General features: G+C 61.9%; 18 protein-coding genes and 1 pseudogene. 11 read left to right on the top strand and 8 right to left on the bottom strand.

Translation table 11 applies throughout. From position 1 onward, the window contains the following. Nucleotides 1-169: 169 nt before the first annotated feature. From GGR23_RS11860 to GGR23_RS11835, 6 genes and pseudogenes are all read left to right on the top strand, one after another. Nucleotides 170-1,021, top strand: coding sequence for a peptidylprolyl isomerase (locus GGR23_RS11860; RefSeq protein ID WP_183366497.1), 852 nt, complete (start codon nt 170-172; stop codon nt 1,019-1,021). 114 nt (nt 1,022-1,135) lie between these two features. Continuing rightward, nucleotides 1,136-2,377 carry a bifunctional glutamate N-acetyltransferase/amino-acid acetyltransferase ArgJ gene (gene argJ, locus GGR23_RS11855; protein ID WP_183366496.1) on the top strand — a complete coding sequence of 414 codons (1,242 nt, stop codon included), beginning with the start codon at nt 1,136-1,138 and terminating at the stop codon, nt 2,375-2,377. Beyond that, nucleotides 2,367-3,163: pseudogene (locus GGR23_RS11850) on the top strand (GNAT family N-acetyltransferase). Before argJ ends, GGR23_RS11850 begins: the two are co-directional and overlap by 11 nt. Next, a complete protein-coding gene (gene mutT, locus GGR23_RS11845; protein ID WP_183366494.1) occupies nt 3,160-3,582 on the top strand; it encodes an 8-oxo-dGTP diphosphatase MutT in 423 nt (140 codons plus the stop codon). Before GGR23_RS11850 ends, mutT begins: the two are co-directional and overlap by 4 nt. 165 nt (nt 3,583-3,747) lie before the next feature. After that, the gene (locus GGR23_RS11840) at nt 3,748-4,095 is read left to right on the top strand and encodes a hypothetical protein (RefSeq protein ID WP_183366757.1); all 348 of its coding nucleotides are present in this window, start codon (nt 3,748-3,750) and stop codon (nt 4,093-4,095) included. 87 nt (nt 4,096-4,182) lie between these two features. Next, entirely contained in the window at nt 4,183-4,356 is a 174-nt protein-coding gene (locus GGR23_RS11835) for a Flp family type IVb pilin (RefSeq protein ID WP_183366493.1), read from the top strand. 3 nt (nt 4,357-4,359) lie between these two features. Here the strand turns inward: GGR23_RS11835 and GGR23_RS11830 are convergent, their stop codons facing one another. Then, complete coding sequence (locus GGR23_RS11830) at nt 4,360-5,226, bottom strand: methyltransferase domain-containing protein (RefSeq protein WP_183366492.1); 867 nt, start codon at nt 5,224-5,226, stop codon at nt 4,360-4,362. Nucleotides 5,227-5,334: 108 nt separating this feature from the next. Between GGR23_RS11830 and GGR23_RS11825 the strand changes: the two genes are divergently transcribed. From GGR23_RS11825 to GGR23_RS11810, 4 genes are read left to right on the top strand one after another with little or no spacing between them, the layout of a single operon-like run. Continuing rightward, nucleotides 5,335-6,078, top strand: coding sequence for a ComF family protein (locus GGR23_RS11825; protein WP_382342791.1), 744 nt, complete (start codon nt 5,335-5,337; stop codon nt 6,076-6,078). Nucleotides 6,079-6,130: 52 nt separating this feature from the next. Continuing rightward, on the top strand, nt 6,131-6,391 hold the full coding sequence (gene grxC / locus GGR23_RS11820; RefSeq protein ID WP_183366491.1) for a glutaredoxin 3: 261 nt from the start codon (nt 6,131-6,133) through the stop codon (nt 6,389-6,391). A 5-nt stretch (nt 6,392-6,396) separates the two neighbouring features. Beyond that, nucleotides 6,397-7,251 (top strand): carbon-nitrogen hydrolase family protein, encoded by an 855-nt coding sequence (locus GGR23_RS23210; RefSeq protein ID WP_183366490.1) that lies wholly within the window; start codon nt 6,397-6,399, stop codon nt 7,249-7,251. Then, nucleotides 7,248-7,676, top strand: coding sequence for a DUF1178 family protein (locus tag GGR23_RS11810; RefSeq protein ID WP_183366489.1), 429 nt, complete (start codon nt 7,248-7,250; stop codon nt 7,674-7,676). Before GGR23_RS23210 ends, GGR23_RS11810 begins: the two co-directional genes overlap by 4 nt. Nucleotides 7,677-7,694: 18 nt before the next feature. On the opposite strand, the gene ubiG is transcribed toward GGR23_RS11810, so the two are convergent. The 7 genes from ubiG to GGR23_RS11775 form a co-directional block, all read right to left on the bottom strand. Further along, complete coding sequence (ubiG, locus tag GGR23_RS11805; RefSeq protein WP_183366488.1) at nt 7,695-8,447, bottom strand: bifunctional 2-polyprenyl-6-hydroxyphenol methylase/3-demethylubiquinol 3-O-methyltransferase UbiG; 753 nt, start codon at nt 8,445-8,447, stop codon at nt 7,695-7,697. A gap of 103 nt (nt 8,448-8,550) precedes the next feature. Then, the gene (locus GGR23_RS11800) at nt 8,551-8,787 is read right to left on the bottom strand and encodes a formate dehydrogenase subunit delta (protein ID WP_183366487.1); all 237 of its coding nucleotides are present in this window, start codon (nt 8,785-8,787) and stop codon (nt 8,551-8,553) included. Then, nucleotides 8,777-9,607, bottom strand: a complete 831-nt coding sequence (fdhD, locus tag GGR23_RS11795; protein WP_246365320.1) for a formate dehydrogenase accessory sulfurtransferase FdhD — start codon at nt 9,605-9,607, stop codon at nt 8,777-8,779. Before fdhD ends, GGR23_RS11800 begins: the two co-directional genes overlap by 11 nt. Further along, nucleotides 9,607-12,486, bottom strand: a complete 2,880-nt coding sequence (gene fdhF / locus GGR23_RS11790) for a formate dehydrogenase subunit alpha (RefSeq protein ID WP_183366486.1) — start codon at nt 12,484-12,486, stop codon at nt 9,607-9,609. Before fdhF ends, fdhD begins: the two co-directional genes overlap by 1 nt. A gap of 6 nt (nt 12,487-12,492) precedes the next feature. Further along, nucleotides 12,493-14,049: a formate dehydrogenase beta subunit gene (locus GGR23_RS11785; protein WP_183366485.1), complete on the bottom strand. Its 1,557-nt coding sequence runs from the start codon at nt 14,047-14,049 to the stop codon at nt 12,493-12,495. Further along, nucleotides 14,046-14,525 carry a formate dehydrogenase subunit gamma gene (locus tag GGR23_RS11780; RefSeq protein ID WP_183366484.1) on the bottom strand — a complete coding sequence of 160 codons (480 nt, stop codon included), beginning with the start codon at nt 14,523-14,525 and terminating at the stop codon, nt 14,046-14,048. The genes GGR23_RS11785 and GGR23_RS11780 overlap by 4 nt, the downstream gene beginning before the upstream one ends. 196 nt (nt 14,526-14,721) lie before the next feature. Continuing rightward, nucleotides 14,722-15,618, bottom strand: coding sequence for a LysR family transcriptional regulator (locus GGR23_RS11775; protein WP_183366483.1), 897 nt, complete (start codon nt 15,616-15,618; stop codon nt 14,722-14,724). Nucleotides 15,619-15,796: 178 nt separating this feature from the next. On the opposite strand from GGR23_RS11775, the gene GGR23_RS11770 reads away from it, so the two are divergent. Beyond that, a complete protein-coding gene (locus GGR23_RS11770; protein WP_183366482.1) occupies nt 15,797-16,564 on the top strand; it encodes a DeoR/GlpR family DNA-binding transcription regulator in 768 nt (255 codons plus the stop codon). The last annotated feature ends 19 nt before the right edge of the window (nt 16,565-16,583 follow it).

The following is a 16,583-nucleotide window of genomic DNA, read 5'->3' as shown; positions in this document are numbered from 1 at the left end:
CAAAAGGCCCGGAAACGTATCTGGACGCGGGGTTGCGTGACAGATAAGAGGGGGGTCGATTGATGTCAACGGATAGGCAGTACCAGAATGGCCACAATGTGGTGGTGAGGACGCTTTCCGGCCTGAATCAGGAAGAAACATTACGCCGGTGCACCAAAGGGTTTTTCTTATGCCGCGTTACAATATACTTGCCTCGCTGTCGCTTGCCGCGCTGATTGGTGTCGCACTGCCCGTTCTCGCTGAGGACAAGCCCGATCCCGTCGTAGCAAAGGTTGGCGGTCTGGAAATCCACCAGTCCGAACTCGACGTTGCCGTCGCCAATCTCGATCCCCAGCTTGCGCAGCTGCCCGACGATCAGAAGAAGGTTGCTGCCCTCTCCGGCGCGATTGACGTCAAGCTTTTCGCCAAGGATGCCGCTGCCGAAAAGCTCGATCAGACGGAAGACTTCAAGGCCCGCATCAAGTATCTCACCGAACGGGAGCTGCACGGCGCCTATTTCAAGAAGCACGTCATCGACGTCGTGACGCCCGAGGATATCAAGGCGCGCTACGACAAGGAAGTTGCCGCACTTCCCAAGGAGGAAGAGGTTCACGCGCGCCATATCCTGGTGAAGACCGAGGACGAGGCCAAGGCCGTGATCAAGGAACTGGACGCGGGCAAGGACTTTGCCGAGCTGGCCAAGACGCATTCGACCGATCCGAACAAGGATGACGGCGGCGATCTCGGCTATTTCGGCAAGGGACGCATGGTGAAGGAATTCGAAGCCGCAGCCTTCGGTCTCGAGAAGGGTACCTACACCAAGACCCCGGTAAAGACCGATTTCGGCTGGCATGTCATCAAGGTCGAAGACAAGCGCATTGCGCCGCCGCCGGCCTTCGAACAGGTTCAGCCGCAGATCCGCAACCTGGTCATGCGCGACAAGTACCTGGAGCTCCTTTCCAAGGCGCGGGACGCGCAGGGCGTCGAGATTCTCGATGAGGCACTTCGCAAGGGTTACGAAGAAGCCAACAAGAAGCAGTAATATCCAGCGGAAAGGGCCGCTCTGGTGGCCCTCTCCATCCGCTCTGTGTCGGAAGATTGAAGATCTTCAAGTCCAGATTGCGCGTCTGCGCCCGCCGAATTGCAGGAAAAATCCATGTCCGGAACCGTTTCTCCGCTCGCGCCGAAATCCTATCCCTCCATGCCTGTCATAGACGGCGTACGCATGGCGACCGCTGCCGCCGGAATCAAGTACAAGAACCGGACGGATGTCCTCATGATGGTCTTCGACCGCCCGGCGAGCGTCGCCGGCGTCTTTACCCGTTCGAAGTGCCCTTCTGCTCCCGTCGACTTTTGCCGCAGCAATCTTCCGCATGGCGTGGCGCGGGCGGTCGTGGTGAATTCCGGCAATGCGAATGCCTTTACGGGCGCCAAGGGGCGCGCGGCAACCGAGCTCACCGCAAAATCGGCCAGCGAGGCCGTCGGATGTGCCGAGAACGAGGTCTATCTCGCGTCGACCGGCGTGATCGGCGAGCCGCTGGATGCCACGAAGTTTTCCGGGGTGCTCGGCACCATGGCAAAGGAAGGCACCGGCGATTTCTGGCTGGAAGCGGCCAAGGCCATCATGACCACCGACACTTATCCGAAGGTCGCGACCCGCAGCGCCGAGATCGATGGCGTGCGCGTGACGATCAACGGGATTGCGAAGGGTGCCGGCATGATTGCACCCGACATGGCCACCATGCTCTCCTTTGTGGTCACCGATGCGGCCATTGCCCCGGAAGCGCTGCAGGCCGCACTTTCGGCCGGCGTCGGCCCCACCTTCAACGCCGTCACGGTGGATAGCGATACCTCGACGTCGGATACGCTCATGCTGTTTGCGACCGGCGCTGCCGAGGCTCGCGGTCAGAAGCCGGTTCTCGCCGCGGATGACCAGCGGCTCGCCGGGTTTCGTGCCGCCCTCAACGACCTGCTGAAGGATCTGGCGCTTCAGGTGGTGCGCGACGGCGAGGGTGCTCGCAAGATGGTTGAAGTTACCGTGACCGGTGCCGAGAACGATGCCGCCGCAAAGCGAATCGCGCTCTCCATTGCCAACTCGCCGTTGGTGAAGACAGCGGTTGCAGGGGAAGACGCGAACTGGGGCCGCATCGTCATGGCCGTGGGCAAATCGGGAGAGATGGCCGACCGTGACCGTCTGGCAATATGGTTCGGTGATGTTCGCGTTGCAGTCGATGGTGCGCGTGACCCCGGCTATTCCGAAGCGGCCGCCACTGCGGTCATGCAGCAGGAAGATATCCCGGTGCGGGTGGACCTCGGCCTTGGCGACGGTCGCGCAACGGTCTGGACCTGCGATCTCACCAAGGAATACGTAGCCATCAACGGCGACTATCGGAGTTGATGCCTCGTCATGCTGGCTACGCCTATCCACGGAAGCAATCTTCCAGCGGTGCGCCGTCTGGAGGCGGTCGGCTTTCGTGCATGGCCCTCGGCCTTCGTCCAGTATGACGGGAGCTGGCAGATACGCCTGACGGAAGGGCATCCTTCCAAGCGCCTCAACTGTGTGGTGCCGCTCGATCCGTCCGACCACAAGGACATGGATGACCGTTTGGCAAAGGCAGCCGCAAAGTTCGAAGCGGTTGGCCAGACGCTGACCATTCGCGAAACTCCGCTCGCCCCGCCTGTGCTGATGGATCATTTGCGCAAGTCCGGCTGGAGCCGTTTCGAAACCGTCCGCGTTCTGACGGTGGACATTGAAACGGCCGCTTTGCCCGATACGATGGACCACTTGCCAATGCAGGATGCCGCACGTTTTTCGGAGGCCTGTGCGGTTTTGCGGGCAGGCGGCTCCGACGACGCATCGGTGATTGCCAGCATTCTCTCCCGGATCAAGCCGGTGGCGGGCTATTTCCTGATAGACGATGTCGAGCACGGTCCGCGCGCCTGTGCGCTTTGCGTGCAGGATAACGACCTGGCCGGCATCCAGTCTCTGGCCGTGGCGCCGGAGGTGCGTCGCACCGGGCTGGGTACGGAATTATTGAGTGCTGCCTTGCGCTGGGCTCGCCTTCGCGGTGCCAAGACTGCCTGGCTGCAGGTCTCCGCGATGAATGACCCTGCCCTGGCGCTATATGCCCGGCTGGGCTTCGGGCTCGTCTACGAATACCATTACTGGCGGAAGCAAGCATGAGCTCAGATGCAAAAAGCCCCTTGAAGATCGTCCTGGTGGCGGCCTGTGCGCTGGTGGATGCCGATGGTCGCGTCCTTCTCGCGCAGCGGCCGAAAGGCAAGTCCATGGAGGGACTGTGGGAGTTTCCGGGTGGCAAGGTGGAAGCGGGGGAAACCCCCGAGGAAACGCTTGTGCGTGAACTGCGCGAGGAACTGGGAATCGAAACCAAGGTTGCCTGTCTTGCACCCCTTACCTTTGCCAGCCACAGTTACGAAACCTTCCATCTGCTGATGCCGCTCTATGTCTGCCGCCGGTTCGAGGGCACCCCCCGTGGCATCGAGGGACAGGCCTTGAAATGGGTCCGGCCCCAGGCCCTGCGCGATTATCCGATGCCGCCTGCGGATGAACCCCTGATCCCGGCTCTTCAGGATCTGCTGTGACGGCAGCATTCCGTCCCGGGGATACCCGGAGACGGATTCTTTACAAATATGGCGGGATAACAGCCTTAGATCGGCCTTTTGAAGCCTCTGTTAAGAGAGTGTTTAACACCCTCTGACAATCATTTCTTTCGACGCGCGATTGTATGTGTTGCCGAGGTTATGATGATCAACGAGGATTTTTGGAGGGCCGTTCGCATGAAGGAACGCAACTCAAACAAGTCCCGTCGGACGGGGGCGCTGAACATCGCCCTGCTTTTTGGCACCGCGGCGATCGCTCTCACGTTGATCCTGACTCCCATGCTGGCCGGGCGCAGCTCGGTCGCCATTGCCAACGCGCCATCAGCCGATCCCTACGACGATATCAAGACTGGCTCCATTCGGCCGGTCCCCGACGTGAATGCCAAGCCGGAGACCGAAAACGGCCGGCGTTACGTGATCCGTCGCAGCATTCTGCAGGAGAGCCCCGGCTCGGTGTGCATCGTCGAAGGCTACAAGTCGGGCGAGGGTTGCTGATTGATGCCGGCCAACCGGTCCACCCCATCCAGCGTTTTGATGATCCAGAGATGGCGTCGGAACCTGTGCCAGCCCGAAAGTTGAACCATGCTCAAGTTGTTCAAGTCTTTTGCTGCCGACACCCGAGGCGCCACGGCGATCGAATACGGTCTCATCGCCGCCCTGATCGCCGTCGCCATCATTCCGGCCCTTCTGTTGTTCACCGACAAGTTCAAGGAAACTTACGACTATCTGACGACCCAGATGGGCGGAACGCCCTGATCTTCATCGGCCTTTCAACGCATCGGCCAGTCTCGCCTTTGCAGATCCGGGCTTGAGCGGCTTCTGCTGGCTTTCATGGGGCGCCCAGCCGGAGGCGTTGATGAAGGCGAAGGTAGCCCGGATGCGGCCATCGGGATCTGCATATCGTTCCGCATAGATTTCCGCCGCTCTCAAGAAGAAGGCCCGGGTCAGCGGGCGCCTGCTTCGCCCGACGAGGGGATTGGTCATGCCCATCCCTCTCAAATCACGCATCAGAGAAAAAAGAGAGCTGTAGCGAACGGTCCTGCTTTCGGCATCGACGACCGGCAGGGCGAAGCCCGCGCGCTGCATCAGCGCGCCTACATCGCGCACATCCGGAAACGGGATGACGCGTGGACTGACCCCGCCGTAAAGCTCGGTTTCCGCCTGAAGAAGCACGTCCTTGAGTTCGGCGAGTGTGCCCGCTCCCGGAATCATTGCAAGAAAGAGGCCGTCGGGCCTCAGCGCCCGCCGTGCCTGGATGAACACGCCGGGGGTGTCGTTCGTGAGATGCAGGCTGAGCGGGGAGAGAATGAGGTTTGCCGATTCCGGCTCCAGTGGCAGAATCTCCAGCGGTGCCGTGGCAACGGTCGCATCGGTCCGTGCGAAGGCATCCGGCAGTTCAATCCTGCGAAGCATGCCGATCTTGCCGGTTGCCAGACAGGCTTCCCCGGTCGCCCCGGTCCCTCCGTACAGCTCCACGGCAACGTCGAAACTGCGCTCAACGACGCTCAGCCGCTCGGCCAGTTCATCCGCGGCGAGCTTCATCAGGAAGTCGGCACCCTCAACTGGCTGCTGCAGGGCACGCCGGCGCCGGATGGTAACAAGTTCGGTGTCGAAAAGCGCATCCATGACGGTGATCCTGTTGCTGTGCTCCTCTCGCCTTGCAGGACAAAAGGCACTAGTGTCAATCGGATGTGGGGTCGCTGCGGGGGAAAGCAACACATGCGGATGGCCAATCTGCCCTGGCAATCTGTGGGACGGGTCTGGTCTTTGGCCCTGGACTTTGTCTATCCGGCCATCTGCGCCGGTTGCGGCATCATGACGGGCAGTCATCGCGGTCTCTGCGGCCCCTGCTGGTCGACCATCCCTTTCATCGAAAGACCCTATTGCGAAGTTCTCGGTATTCCTTTTGTCCATGATCAGGGTGAAGGCGCCATCTCGCCCAAGGCCATGGCCTCCCAACCGGTATTCGACAGGCTGAGAGCCGTTGCAGTCCACCGCGGGATCGTTCGCCGGCTGGTGCATTCCCTCAAATACAAGGACCGTACCGAGCTCGCGCCGATGATGGCGACCTGGATGGCGAGGGCCGGTGCAGAGGAACTGCGAAAGGCCGACGCCATCATTCCCGTTCCGCTGCATCGTTGGCGGCTTTTCCTGAGGCGCTACAACCAGGCTGCGGAACTGTCGCGGGAGATTGCGCGCCAATCCGGCGTGACACATCTGCCGCGAAGCCTCGTCCGGAAGCGCGCCACGAAGCGGCAGGTGGGACTTGGCCGCAAGGCGCGGCTGCGCAACGTCGAGGGTGCATTCGAGGTGCCGGCGGAGAACCGTGACACGGTTCTGGGTCGTCGGATCATACTGGTGGATGACGTGTTCACGACCGGTGCCACCGTCAACGCTGCTGCGCGCGCACTGAAGCGCGCCGGTGCCCTGGAGGTCACGGTTTTGACCTTTGCAATGGCTTTCGCAGCGCCTATATGACGGAAACAAAAGGCCTTTGACCGGTCTGAGGAATGCTGCAAGGAGCGATAGCATGGCTGATGTGATCATCTATACCCGGGACGGATGTCCCTATTGCACCCGCGCAAAGGCCCTGCTGAGCGCCAAGGGTGCGGGCTTTACCGAATACAACGCCAGCCATGACCCTTCTTACCGCCAGCAGATGGTGGAGCGCTCGGGCCGCAACACGTTCCCTCAGGTCTTCGTCAACGGCCAGCATCTCGGCGGTTGCGACGACATCCACGCCCTCGATGCGCAGGGCAAGCTCGATCCGCTTCTGGCCCGGGGAGCCTGATCGACATGGGCGTGTTCCGGGCTGCAACCGTCCAGATGTGTTCCGGCGTCGATCCTCACCGGAACATCGAAACCATGGAGCGTCTGGTGCGTGAAGCCGCCGGACAAGGCGCCCGTTACGTGCAGACCCCGGAGATGACGGGTGCGCTTCAGCGCAACCGGAAAGCCCTCGATGCCATCCTGCGTGAGGAGAAGGATGATCCGGTGGTCGCTGCCGGTGCGCGCCTGGCGAGCGAACTGCGCATCCATCTCCATATCGGCTCCACAGCCATCGATCGCGGCGACGGCATGATCGCCAATCGCGGCTATCTCTTCTCCCCGAGAGGAGAGACGGTCGTCAGCTACGACAAGATCCACATGTTCGATGTCGACCTGGCGAATGGCGAGAGCTGGCGGGAAAGTGCCGTCTATACGCCGGGGGCCGAGGCGAAGTCCGTATCGCTGCCCTTTGCCGAACTTGGCTTTGCCATATGCTACGATGTCCGCTTTCCCGAACTTTTCCGCGCACAGGCGGTGGAGGGTGTCGAGGTGATGTCGCTGCCGGCGGCCTTCACCCGCCAGACCGGCGAAGCGCACTGGCATGTGCTGCTTCGAGCCCGCGCCATCGAGAACGGTCTTTTCGTGGTTGCCGCCGCCCAGGCGGGTATTCATGAGGATGGCCGGGAAACCTACGGCCATTCGATCATCATCGACCCCTGGGGCAAGGTGCTTGCGGAGGCCGGGTCCACAGGCGAGACGGTTATCCTCGCCGATATCGATACGGCCGAGGTTGCCGCGGCCCGTGCCCGGATCCCCAATCTCCGCAACGCTCGCTCCTTCAAGCTTGCGCCCCGCATACAGGCAGGAGGAGGTGCCGGGTGATCCGCTACGCGCTCTCCTGTGACAATGCGCATCAGTTCGAAGGATGGTTTTCTTCGAGTGAGGATTACGATCGTCAGAAGGGGCTTGGGCTCGTTTCCTGTCCCGTCTGCCAGTCGCAGCGCGTCGAGAAGACGTTGATGGCGCCTTCCGTCGCCACCGCGCGCAAGAAGGAGGAAAGCCGCGCCTTCGTGATGGAGGCGGCGCAGCGAGAGGCGATTGCGCGCCTGAAGCAGGTCGTGGCCGAGATCCGCGCCAATGCGGACGATGTCGGTGAACGCTTTGCCGAGGAGGCGCGAAAGATCCATTACGGTGAAGTCGAGGCGCGGGGCATCATCGGGCAGGCGAGCCAGGAAGATGCGCTCGCCCTGATCGAAGAAGGCATAGAGATCGCGCCGCTTCCGGTTCTTCCCGACGACGCCAACTGAAAGGCGAAGACCGGGGCCTTACTCTGCCTTCGGGCGCCTTGCGACCATCATGTAGTTGACGTCCATGTCCTTCGACAGGTTCCACTGGTTGGCCAGCGGATTGAAGAACACGCCCGTGCGGGCGAAAACCTGCATGCCCGCAGCCGAGAGCGGGTTTTCGATCTCCTCGGGGCGCACCAGCTTTTCATACTGATGCGTGCCCTTTGGCAGCCAGCGGAGCACATACTCCGCACCGACGATCGCAAGCGCCATGGCCTTCATCGTGCGGTTGATGGTGGCGACGAACATCAGGCCGCCGGGGCGCACCATTTTGGCGCAGGTGGAAAGAAAGAACTCGACATCGGCCACATGCTCGACCACTTCCATGTTGAGGACGACATCGAAGGTTTCGCCGGCATCTGCCAGTGCCTCGGCGGTCACCGCGCGATAATCCACCGCAACACCGCTTTCCCGCGCATGGGTCGACGCAATGCCGATGTTGCGTTCGGAGGGATCGGCACCGACGACTTCCGCGCCCATGCGAGCCACTGGCTCGGACAGCAAGCCACCGCCGCAGCCGATGTCGAGCACGCGCAGGCCGGTGAGGGGGCGGGCATCCCGTGAGTCGCGGCCAAACTCCGAGGCAATCGTATCCCGCAGGTAAGCGAGCCTGACGGGATTGAACTTGTGCAGTGGCTTGAACTTGCCGGTGGGGTCCCACCACTCCGCAGCCATGGCGGAAAAGCGGTCGACTTCGCTCTGGTCGATCGTGCTGCGGGCGGTTTCAGCCATGGGAGCCTCCTTCAATGCCTGGCGATTGAAGTTGTCCGGCGGGCTTCAGATGTCAAGGGCGGATCGCGAGGCAGGATGTCGCGCGGGCCGCCCCTGACCAAGATCAGTGCTGTGTTGCCGGTGCCGGGGCCGGACGGTTGATCTTCTTCGAGGCTTCGATCACCAGATCGGATAGACCGCTGTTGCCGGCCTCGATCTTCTCGAACAGCTGGCGGCGCATGCGCGGCTCCCAGAACTTGTTGATGTGCGTCGCCACGCCATCGGCTGCCTCTGCGGCGGGCTGCGACTTGAAGAAGGTGGCAATCTGGTTTGCCATGTAGACGAGCTTGTCATGCGACATCTGCGGATACTCCCGTATCGATACGGCTATGATGGGTATAGATTTCGAAATCCTCGCCGCGAACGATCGCGACGAGGGTGAGGCCTGCCTTCTCAGCCGTCTCGATGGCCAGCGCCGTCGGTGCGGAGATGGCGACTAGAATGGAAGCGCCCAGGATGGCCGTCTTCTGCACCATTTCGACGGAAAGCCGGCTGGTTACGACGACAAGCCCTTCAGCGCCGGCGTGACCGCTGTTCAGTACCGCGCCGGCGAGCTTGTCGAGCGCGTTGTGGCGACCAACATCCTCGCGCAGGGCGACGAGGCCCTTTCCAGCGACATAGAAGCCTGCTCCGTGGACGGCATGCGTCAGCCGGTGAAGCGGCTGGTTGCCGTTCAGGGATGCAATCGCCTCCACCAGAACATCGGCCGTGATGTGCAGCCGCACGGCGCTGACATCGGGAACAGGCCGAACCGCCTGTTCGATCGATTCGATGCCGCAGAGGCCGCATCCAACAGGACCGGCCATGTGACGGCGGCGGATGCGCAGCGCATCTGCCGGGTCGTCCTTCAGCGTCACCTGCACGTCTATGCCGGTTTCCTCGTCGAGTATTTCCATCTCTTCCACATCCGAACGGCTGGCGATGATGCCTTCCGTCAGGCTGAAGCCAAGGGCAAAATCCTCAAGATCGGCAGGCGTGCCCATCATCACCGCATGGGTGGAGCCGCCATAAGAGAAGGCAATCGGCACTTCCTCCGGAACCGCGCGCAGACCGCTTGCCACCGCACCGCCCTTGCGGGCGATGCGGGTGACCATGCGATGTGTGGCGCGGGGAGCGGACATTACTCCGCCGCTTCCAGCTTGCCGACGATTCGGCGGGACTGGCGCGCCTGCTCCTCATATTCCTGCTGCCACTCGGACGGTCCGTTGGACGGCGATACCTGCACGGCCGTGACCTTGTATTCCGGGCAGTTTGTCGCCCAGTCGGAGAAGTCCGTGGTGATCACGTTTGCCTGCGTGGTCGGGTGATGGAAGGTCGTGTAGACCACGCCCGGAGCCACGCGATCGGTAATCGTCGCGCGCAGCGAGGTTTCACCGGAGCGGGATGCCAGGCGGATCCAGTCCCCTTCACGGATACCGCGCTGTTCGGCGTCGTGGGGATGGATCTCCAGCACGTCTTCCGCATGCCAGGCCACGTTCTCGGTACGACGGGTCTGGGCGCCCACGTTGTACTGGCTGAGAATACGACCGGTGGTCAGCAGCAGCGGGAAGCGCGGGCCGACCTTTTCGTCGGTTGCCACATATTCCGTGCGGATGAACTTGCCCTTGCCGCGGACGAAGCCGTTCACATGCATGATCGGCGAACCCTGCGGGTTCTTCTCGTTGAACGGCCACTGCACCGAACCGTGCTTTTCGAGATAGTCGTAGTTGACCCAGGCGAAGCTCGGCGTGGTGGCCGCGATTTCATCCATGATCTCGCTCGGATGGGTGTAGTTCCAGTTGAGGCCCATGGCCTGGGCAAGCTTCTGGGTCACTTCCCAATCCGCATAGCCGTTCTTCGGCGTCATCACCCGGCGAACGCGGTTGATGCGGCGTTCGGCATTGGTGAAGGTGCCATCCTTCTCGAGGAAGGTCGAGCCCGGCAGGAAGACGTGGGCATAGTTTGCGGTTTCGTTGAGGAAGAGATCCTGAACGACCACGCATTCCATGGCAGCAAGGCCGGCGGCCACATGCTTGGTATCGGGGTCGGACTGAAGAATGTCCTCGCCCTGGATGTAGATACCCTTGAAGGTGCCTTCGACGGCCGCATCCAGCATGTTCGGGATGCGCAGGCCCGGCTCCTTGTTGAGCTCGACGCCCCAGAGCTTCTCGAAGATCTCGCGCGTCGCATCGTCGGAGATGTGGCGATAGCCCGGCAGCTCGTGCGGGAAGGAGCCCATGTCACAGGAGCCCTGCACGTTGTTTTGCCCGCGCAGCGGGTTCACGCCCACGCCCTTGCGGCCGATATTGCCGGTCGCCATGGCGAGGTTGGCAATGGCCATGACGGTGGTCGAGCCCTGGCTGTGCTCGGTGACGCCAAGGCCGTAGTAGATCGCGCCGTTGCCGCCGGTTGCATAGAGACGGGCAGCGCCGCGGATGAGCTGCGGATCGACGCCCGTATAGGCTTCGACCGCTTCCGGGCTCCGCGACGGATCGGAGACGAAGGCTGCCCAGTCCTCGAACTCGGACCAGTCGCAGCGCTCGCGGATGAAGGCTTCGTTGTAGATACCTTCGGTGACGATCACATGGGCGAGCGCCGTCATGACGGCGACGTTGGTGCCCGGCTTCAGCGGCAGGTGATACGCGGCCTTGATATGGGGGCTGTCGACCAGATCGATGCGGCGCGGATCGATGACGATCAGCTTGGCACCCTGGCGCAGGCGCTTCTTCAGGCGCGAGCCGAAGACGGGATGGCCCTGCGTGGGGTTGGCACCGATGACGATGACCACGTCTGAATCTTCGACCGAATCGAAGTTCTGCGTGCCGGCGGAGGTGCCGAAAGCCTGACCGAGGCCGTAGCCGGTCGGCGAATGGCAGACGCGGGCGCAGGTATCGACATTGTTGTTGCCGAAGCCGGAGCGGATCAGCTTCTGCACCAGGAAGGTTTCCTCGTTGGTGCAGCGCGATGAGGTGATGCCGCCGATGGATTCCCGGCCATACTGGTACTGGATGCGGCGGAATTCCGAGGCGACGTGGGCAAAGGCCTCTTCCCAGGTGACTTCCCGCCAGGGATCGGAGACCTTTTCGCGGATCATCGGGTTCAGGATACGGTCACGGTGTGTCGCATAGCCATAGGCGAAGCGGCCCTTGACGCAGGAATGGCCACGATTTGCCTGGCCATCCTTCCAGGGCACCATGCGCACCAGCTCTTCGCCGCGCATTTCAGCCTTGAAGGAGCAGCCAACGCCGCAATAGGCGCAGGTCGTCACCTTGGAATGTTCCGGCTGGCCGATTGCAATCACCGACTTTTCCGTCAGCGTCGCGGTCGGGCAGGCCTGTACGCAGGCGCCGCAGGACACGCATTCCGATTCCAGGAAGCTCTCATGCATGCCGGGCGAGACGCGGCTGCCGAAGCCACGGCCTTCGATGGTCAGCGCAAAGGTGCCCTGAACCTCTTCGCAGGCGCGCACGCAGCGCGAGCAGACGATGCACTTGGAGGGATCGTAGGTGAAATACGGGTTCGAGTCGTCCTTCGGCATCCACTTGGCGTTGATCGCGCCGTTGTTGCGGGCACGAACGTGGTTGTCGCCCTCATAACCGTAACGCACGTCGCGGAGACCAACGGCGCCGGCCATGTCCTGGAGTTCGCAATCGCCATTGGCGGCGCAGGTCAGGCAGTCCAGCGGGTGGTCGGAGATATAGAGCTCCATGACGCCCTTGCGGATGTCCTTGAGCTTGCCGGTCTGGGTATGGACGACCATGCCGGGCGCAACCGGTGTGGTGCACGAGGCCGGCGTGCCGGCGCGGCCTTCGATTTCCACCAGACAGAGGCGGCAGGAACCGAAGGCATCGACCATGTCGGTCGCGCAGAGCTTCGGAACGGAGATGCCGGCTTCCATCGAAGCGCGCATGACGGAAGTGCCTTCCGGAACGGAAATGGCAACGCCGTCAATGGTGAGCGTTACCATGGTTTCGGATTTGGAGGCCGGCGTGCCGTAATCGATTTCGTGAACGAGACCCATCGTTTCTTACTCCGCAGCGTCAGCAAAGGGGGTGGGGGCAAAGTCTTCGGGGAAGTGCGTCATCGCGCTCATGACCGGGTAAGGCGTAAAGCCGCCCAGCGCGCAGAGCGAACCGAACTTCATGGTGTTGCAAAGGTCCTGAAGCAGGGCCTTGTTCTTTTCGGGTTCGATGCCCCGGGCGATCTTGTCGGCGGTTTCCACGCCGCGTGTGGAGCCGATGCGGCAGGGCGTGCACTTGCCACAGCTTTCGACGGCGCAGAATTCCATGGCAAAGCGAGCCTGCTTCAGCATGTCGGCGGTATCATCGAAGACGACGATGCCAGCATGGCCGATGAGGCCGTCCTTTGCCGCAAAGGCTTCGTAGTCGAACGGCGTATCGAAGAGTGCACGCGGGAAATAGGCGCCGAGCGGACCGCCCACCTGCACGGCCTTCACCGGGCGGCCGGAGGCAGTCCCGCCGCCGATCTGGTCGACGATTTCGCCAAGGGTCAAACCGAAGGCAACTTCATAGAGGCCGCCATGCTTGACGTTGCCGGCGATCTGCAGCGGGATGGTGCCGCGCGAACGGCCCATGCCGAAATCGCGGTAATAGGCGGCGCCTTTTGCCATGATGACCGGCACGGAGGCGAGCGAGATCACGTTGTTGATCACGGTCGGCTTGCCGAACAAGCCCTTGTGAGCCGGGAGCGGCGGCTTGGCGCGCACGATGCCGCGCTTGCCTTCGAGCGAGTTCAGAAGTGCGGTTTCCTCCCCGCAGACATAAGCGCCCGCGCCGACGCGGACTTCCATGTCGAAGCTGTTGGCGGAGCCAAGGACCGAAACGCCCAGAACACCGGCGGCGCGCGCCACCTGGATTGCAGCGTTCATCGCCTCGATCGCATGGGGATATTCGGACCGAATGTAGATGAAGCCCTTGGTGGCACCCGTTGCGATACCGGCAATCGCCATGCCCTCGATCACGACGAAGGGATCGCCTTCCATGATCATGCGGTCGGTGAAGGTGCCGCTGTCGCCCTCGTCCGCATTGCAAACGATATACTTGCGGTCATCCACAGCCTGCAGAACGGTGTTCCACTTGATGCCTGTCGGGAAGCCTGCGCCGCCGCGGCCGCGCAGACCGGAATCGGTGACTTCCTTGACGATCTCGGCGGGCGCCATGGCGACTGCACGCCTGAGGCCTTCGAGGCCGCCGTGGGCCCTGTAGTCATCCAGCGACAGCGGATCGGTTATGCCACAACGAGCGAAGGTGAGGCGGGTCTGGTTCTTCAGGAAGGGAATCTCTTCCGTCTTCCCGAGACAGAGACCATGAGCAGCGCCCTTTTCGAAACCGGAGGCAAAGAGGCTTTCGACGTCAGCCGGCTTCACGGGGCCATAGGCGATGCGACCTTCGGCCGTTTCGACCTCGACCATTGGCTCCAGCCAGTGCATGCCGCGGGAACCGTTGCGCACGATGGCAATATCGAGACCGCGAGCCTTGCCCATTTCGGCAATGCGCGCCGCCACCTTGTTGGCGCCGAGCGCGACTGCTGCGGCATCGCGGGGAACGAAGATACGGATGGTCATTTGCGCGCCTCCTGAACCAGCTCGTCGATTGCTGCGCCATCAAGGCGGCCGTGAATTTCGCCGTCCAGCATCGCGGCCGGCGCGCAGGAACAGAGGCCGAGACAGTAGACCGGCTCCAGCGTGACAGAACCATCGAGTGTCGTCTGATGGAAGTCGATGCCGAGCAGCTTCTTCACCCGTTCGGCCAGCGCGTCGCCGCCCATGGACTGGCAGGCTTCGGCGCGACAGATCTTCAGCACGTGACGGCCTGCGGGATGGTTGCGATAGTCGTGATAGAAGGTCATCACGCCATGGACTTCCGCCCGAGACAGGTTGAGGGCCTCCGCAATGACGGGGAGGCTTTCCTGCGGCACGAAGCCGAATTCGTCCTGAACTTCGTGAAGGATGGGCAGAAGCGGCCCTTCGAGGCCGATCAGGCGATCCACGATCGCCTGGGTGCGCTGGGTCAGATCGCCCGCTGCAACATTCAAGGTCATCAACGCGTCTCCCGAAGGCTCTCGGCGCCGTACCCGCGGATTTCCCTAGCGAAGACAGACGACCGTGCCGGATCTGAAAGGATTGGAACGGGGCAACGTGGCCGGAACTCTGTCGGACGCCGCTCGCATGGGAGGCAGTGTCTCAGGCGCCGGTGCCTCGGTCAATAATGCAGATCCGTCGATCGATAGTTTTTTCCTATTGAACGCCATTTTTCTCGCTGAGCGCCCTCGCTTCATGCAGAAGTGCCGAGACGAGTGGCGTATAGGGTTCGCGATGTGTCGCAATCAGGCCAACGACATGGTTGGTGTCCGGCTCCGTGATGGGAATTGCGCGAATTTCCTCCGGAAATCCAAAGGATTCCGCAGCGTGAAGAGGCATGATGGAGGACCATCTGCCAGTTCGCAAATGGGAGAAGAGCACGATCATGGAGTTCGATTCGAGCGTAGGCTTCACCGACACGCCGGCTTCGGCAAAATGCTGGTTGATGATGCGCCTGTTCTGCATATCCGGTGTCAATAGACAAAGCCTAAGATCTGAAACATCCCTCCATGTGACGGCTTCCACCTCGGAAAAACGCGCGTCGCGCGCAGTGATCAGGTGATAACGCTCGGCATAGAGCGGCACGCTCGTCACGCGTCCCAGCGGCTCGTTTTCCAGATAGGTGATGCCGGCGTCAATCTCGAGATTCTCCAGCTGGCTGAGGACCTGCAGCGACGTGGAGGAAGAAACGGATATCGTGACGTCGGGGTGCTTTTCCTGGAAGGGCGCAGTGATCTGCTGGACCATGGAGAGCGCTGTCGGGATGGCGGCAAGCCGGATATGGCCGGTCAGCCCCTTCTTGGCCGCCTGCATTTCCTGGCGCATGGTCCGGGCGTCGCCGACGATGCGGCGCGCCCATTCGAGCACCCGCTGTCCCTCGGGGGTGAGCCCCTGGAACCGGGAGCCGCGCACCACGAGGCTGACCCCCAGCTGATCCTCGAGCTGCCGGATTGCCGCCGAAAGCGTGGGCTGGGAGATGCCCAGTTCCTCCGCGGCGCGGGCGAAGTGTCGTTCGCGCGCCAGTGCAATGAAATATTCCAGCTTGTCGATCATGGAGCCTCTCTGTCCCGCCCCTGCCTTGTGCCTCGGCCTCGGTCAGCTTTCTACTCCAATTGCGACTGCGTCAAAATGTTTGCCTGCCAAGAATGCTCACCGCTGCGTTTCGCCTTTCGTTATTTTCGTTTTGGCCTATGATGCGAAAGCGGCGCCCGGGCATATCGGAGATTAATGCATGTTCGTTACTGGCAGGCAGGCGGAGATACTTGAAATTGCGAAGGTGGAGGGGCGTGTCCTCGTGGAAGACCTCGCGCAGCGATTTTCGGTTACGCCCCAAACGATACGCAAGGATCTGAACGATCTCTGCGATGGGCGTGCGCTGACCCGAATTCACGGAGGAGCCCTTTTCCCGAGCGGCACGGAAAACGTGAAATACGAGGCGCGCCGATCCATTGCTGCCGCCGAGAAACAGGCTATCGGGCGGGCGGCGGCGGCTCTCATCCCCAGCAATTCCTCTCTGTTCATCAACATCGGAACCACGACAGAGGCGGTGGGCGAAGCGCTCCGCAATCATCACGAGCTGATGGTGATTACCAATAACATCAATGTCGCCAATCGCTTGCGCGTATACCCCTCCATCGAGGTGGTCATTGCTGGCGGGGTGGTGCGGGGCTCGGACGGCGGTATCGTCGGCGAAGCAGCGGTCGATTTCATCAAGCAGTTCAAGGTGGATTTCGCCGTCATCGGCGCCTCGGCCATCGATGAGGACGGCGCACTTCTGGACTATGATTTTCGCGAGGTGAAGGTCGCGCAGGCCATCATCGCCAATGCGCGCCATGTCATTCTGGTTGCCGATTCCACGAAGTTCGAAAGAACCGCGCCTGTTCGCATCGGGCACCTCTCGCAGGTGCACAGCTTCATTACGGATGTCTGTTCGCTGGAGGGGCTGCGGGAAATCGCGAGCGCAAACAGCGTCGATCTGATCGAAACAGGCGCGGGCTAATCGTTTTGAAATTTCCTCT

Origin of the sequence: Gellertiella hungarica (assembly GCF_014197145.1) — a bacterium.
GTDB classification, from domain to species: domain Bacteria; phylum Pseudomonadota; class Alphaproteobacteria; order Rhizobiales; family Rhizobiaceae; genus Gellertiella; species Gellertiella hungarica.
This window is presented reverse-complemented; position numbering and strand designations above follow the sequence as displayed.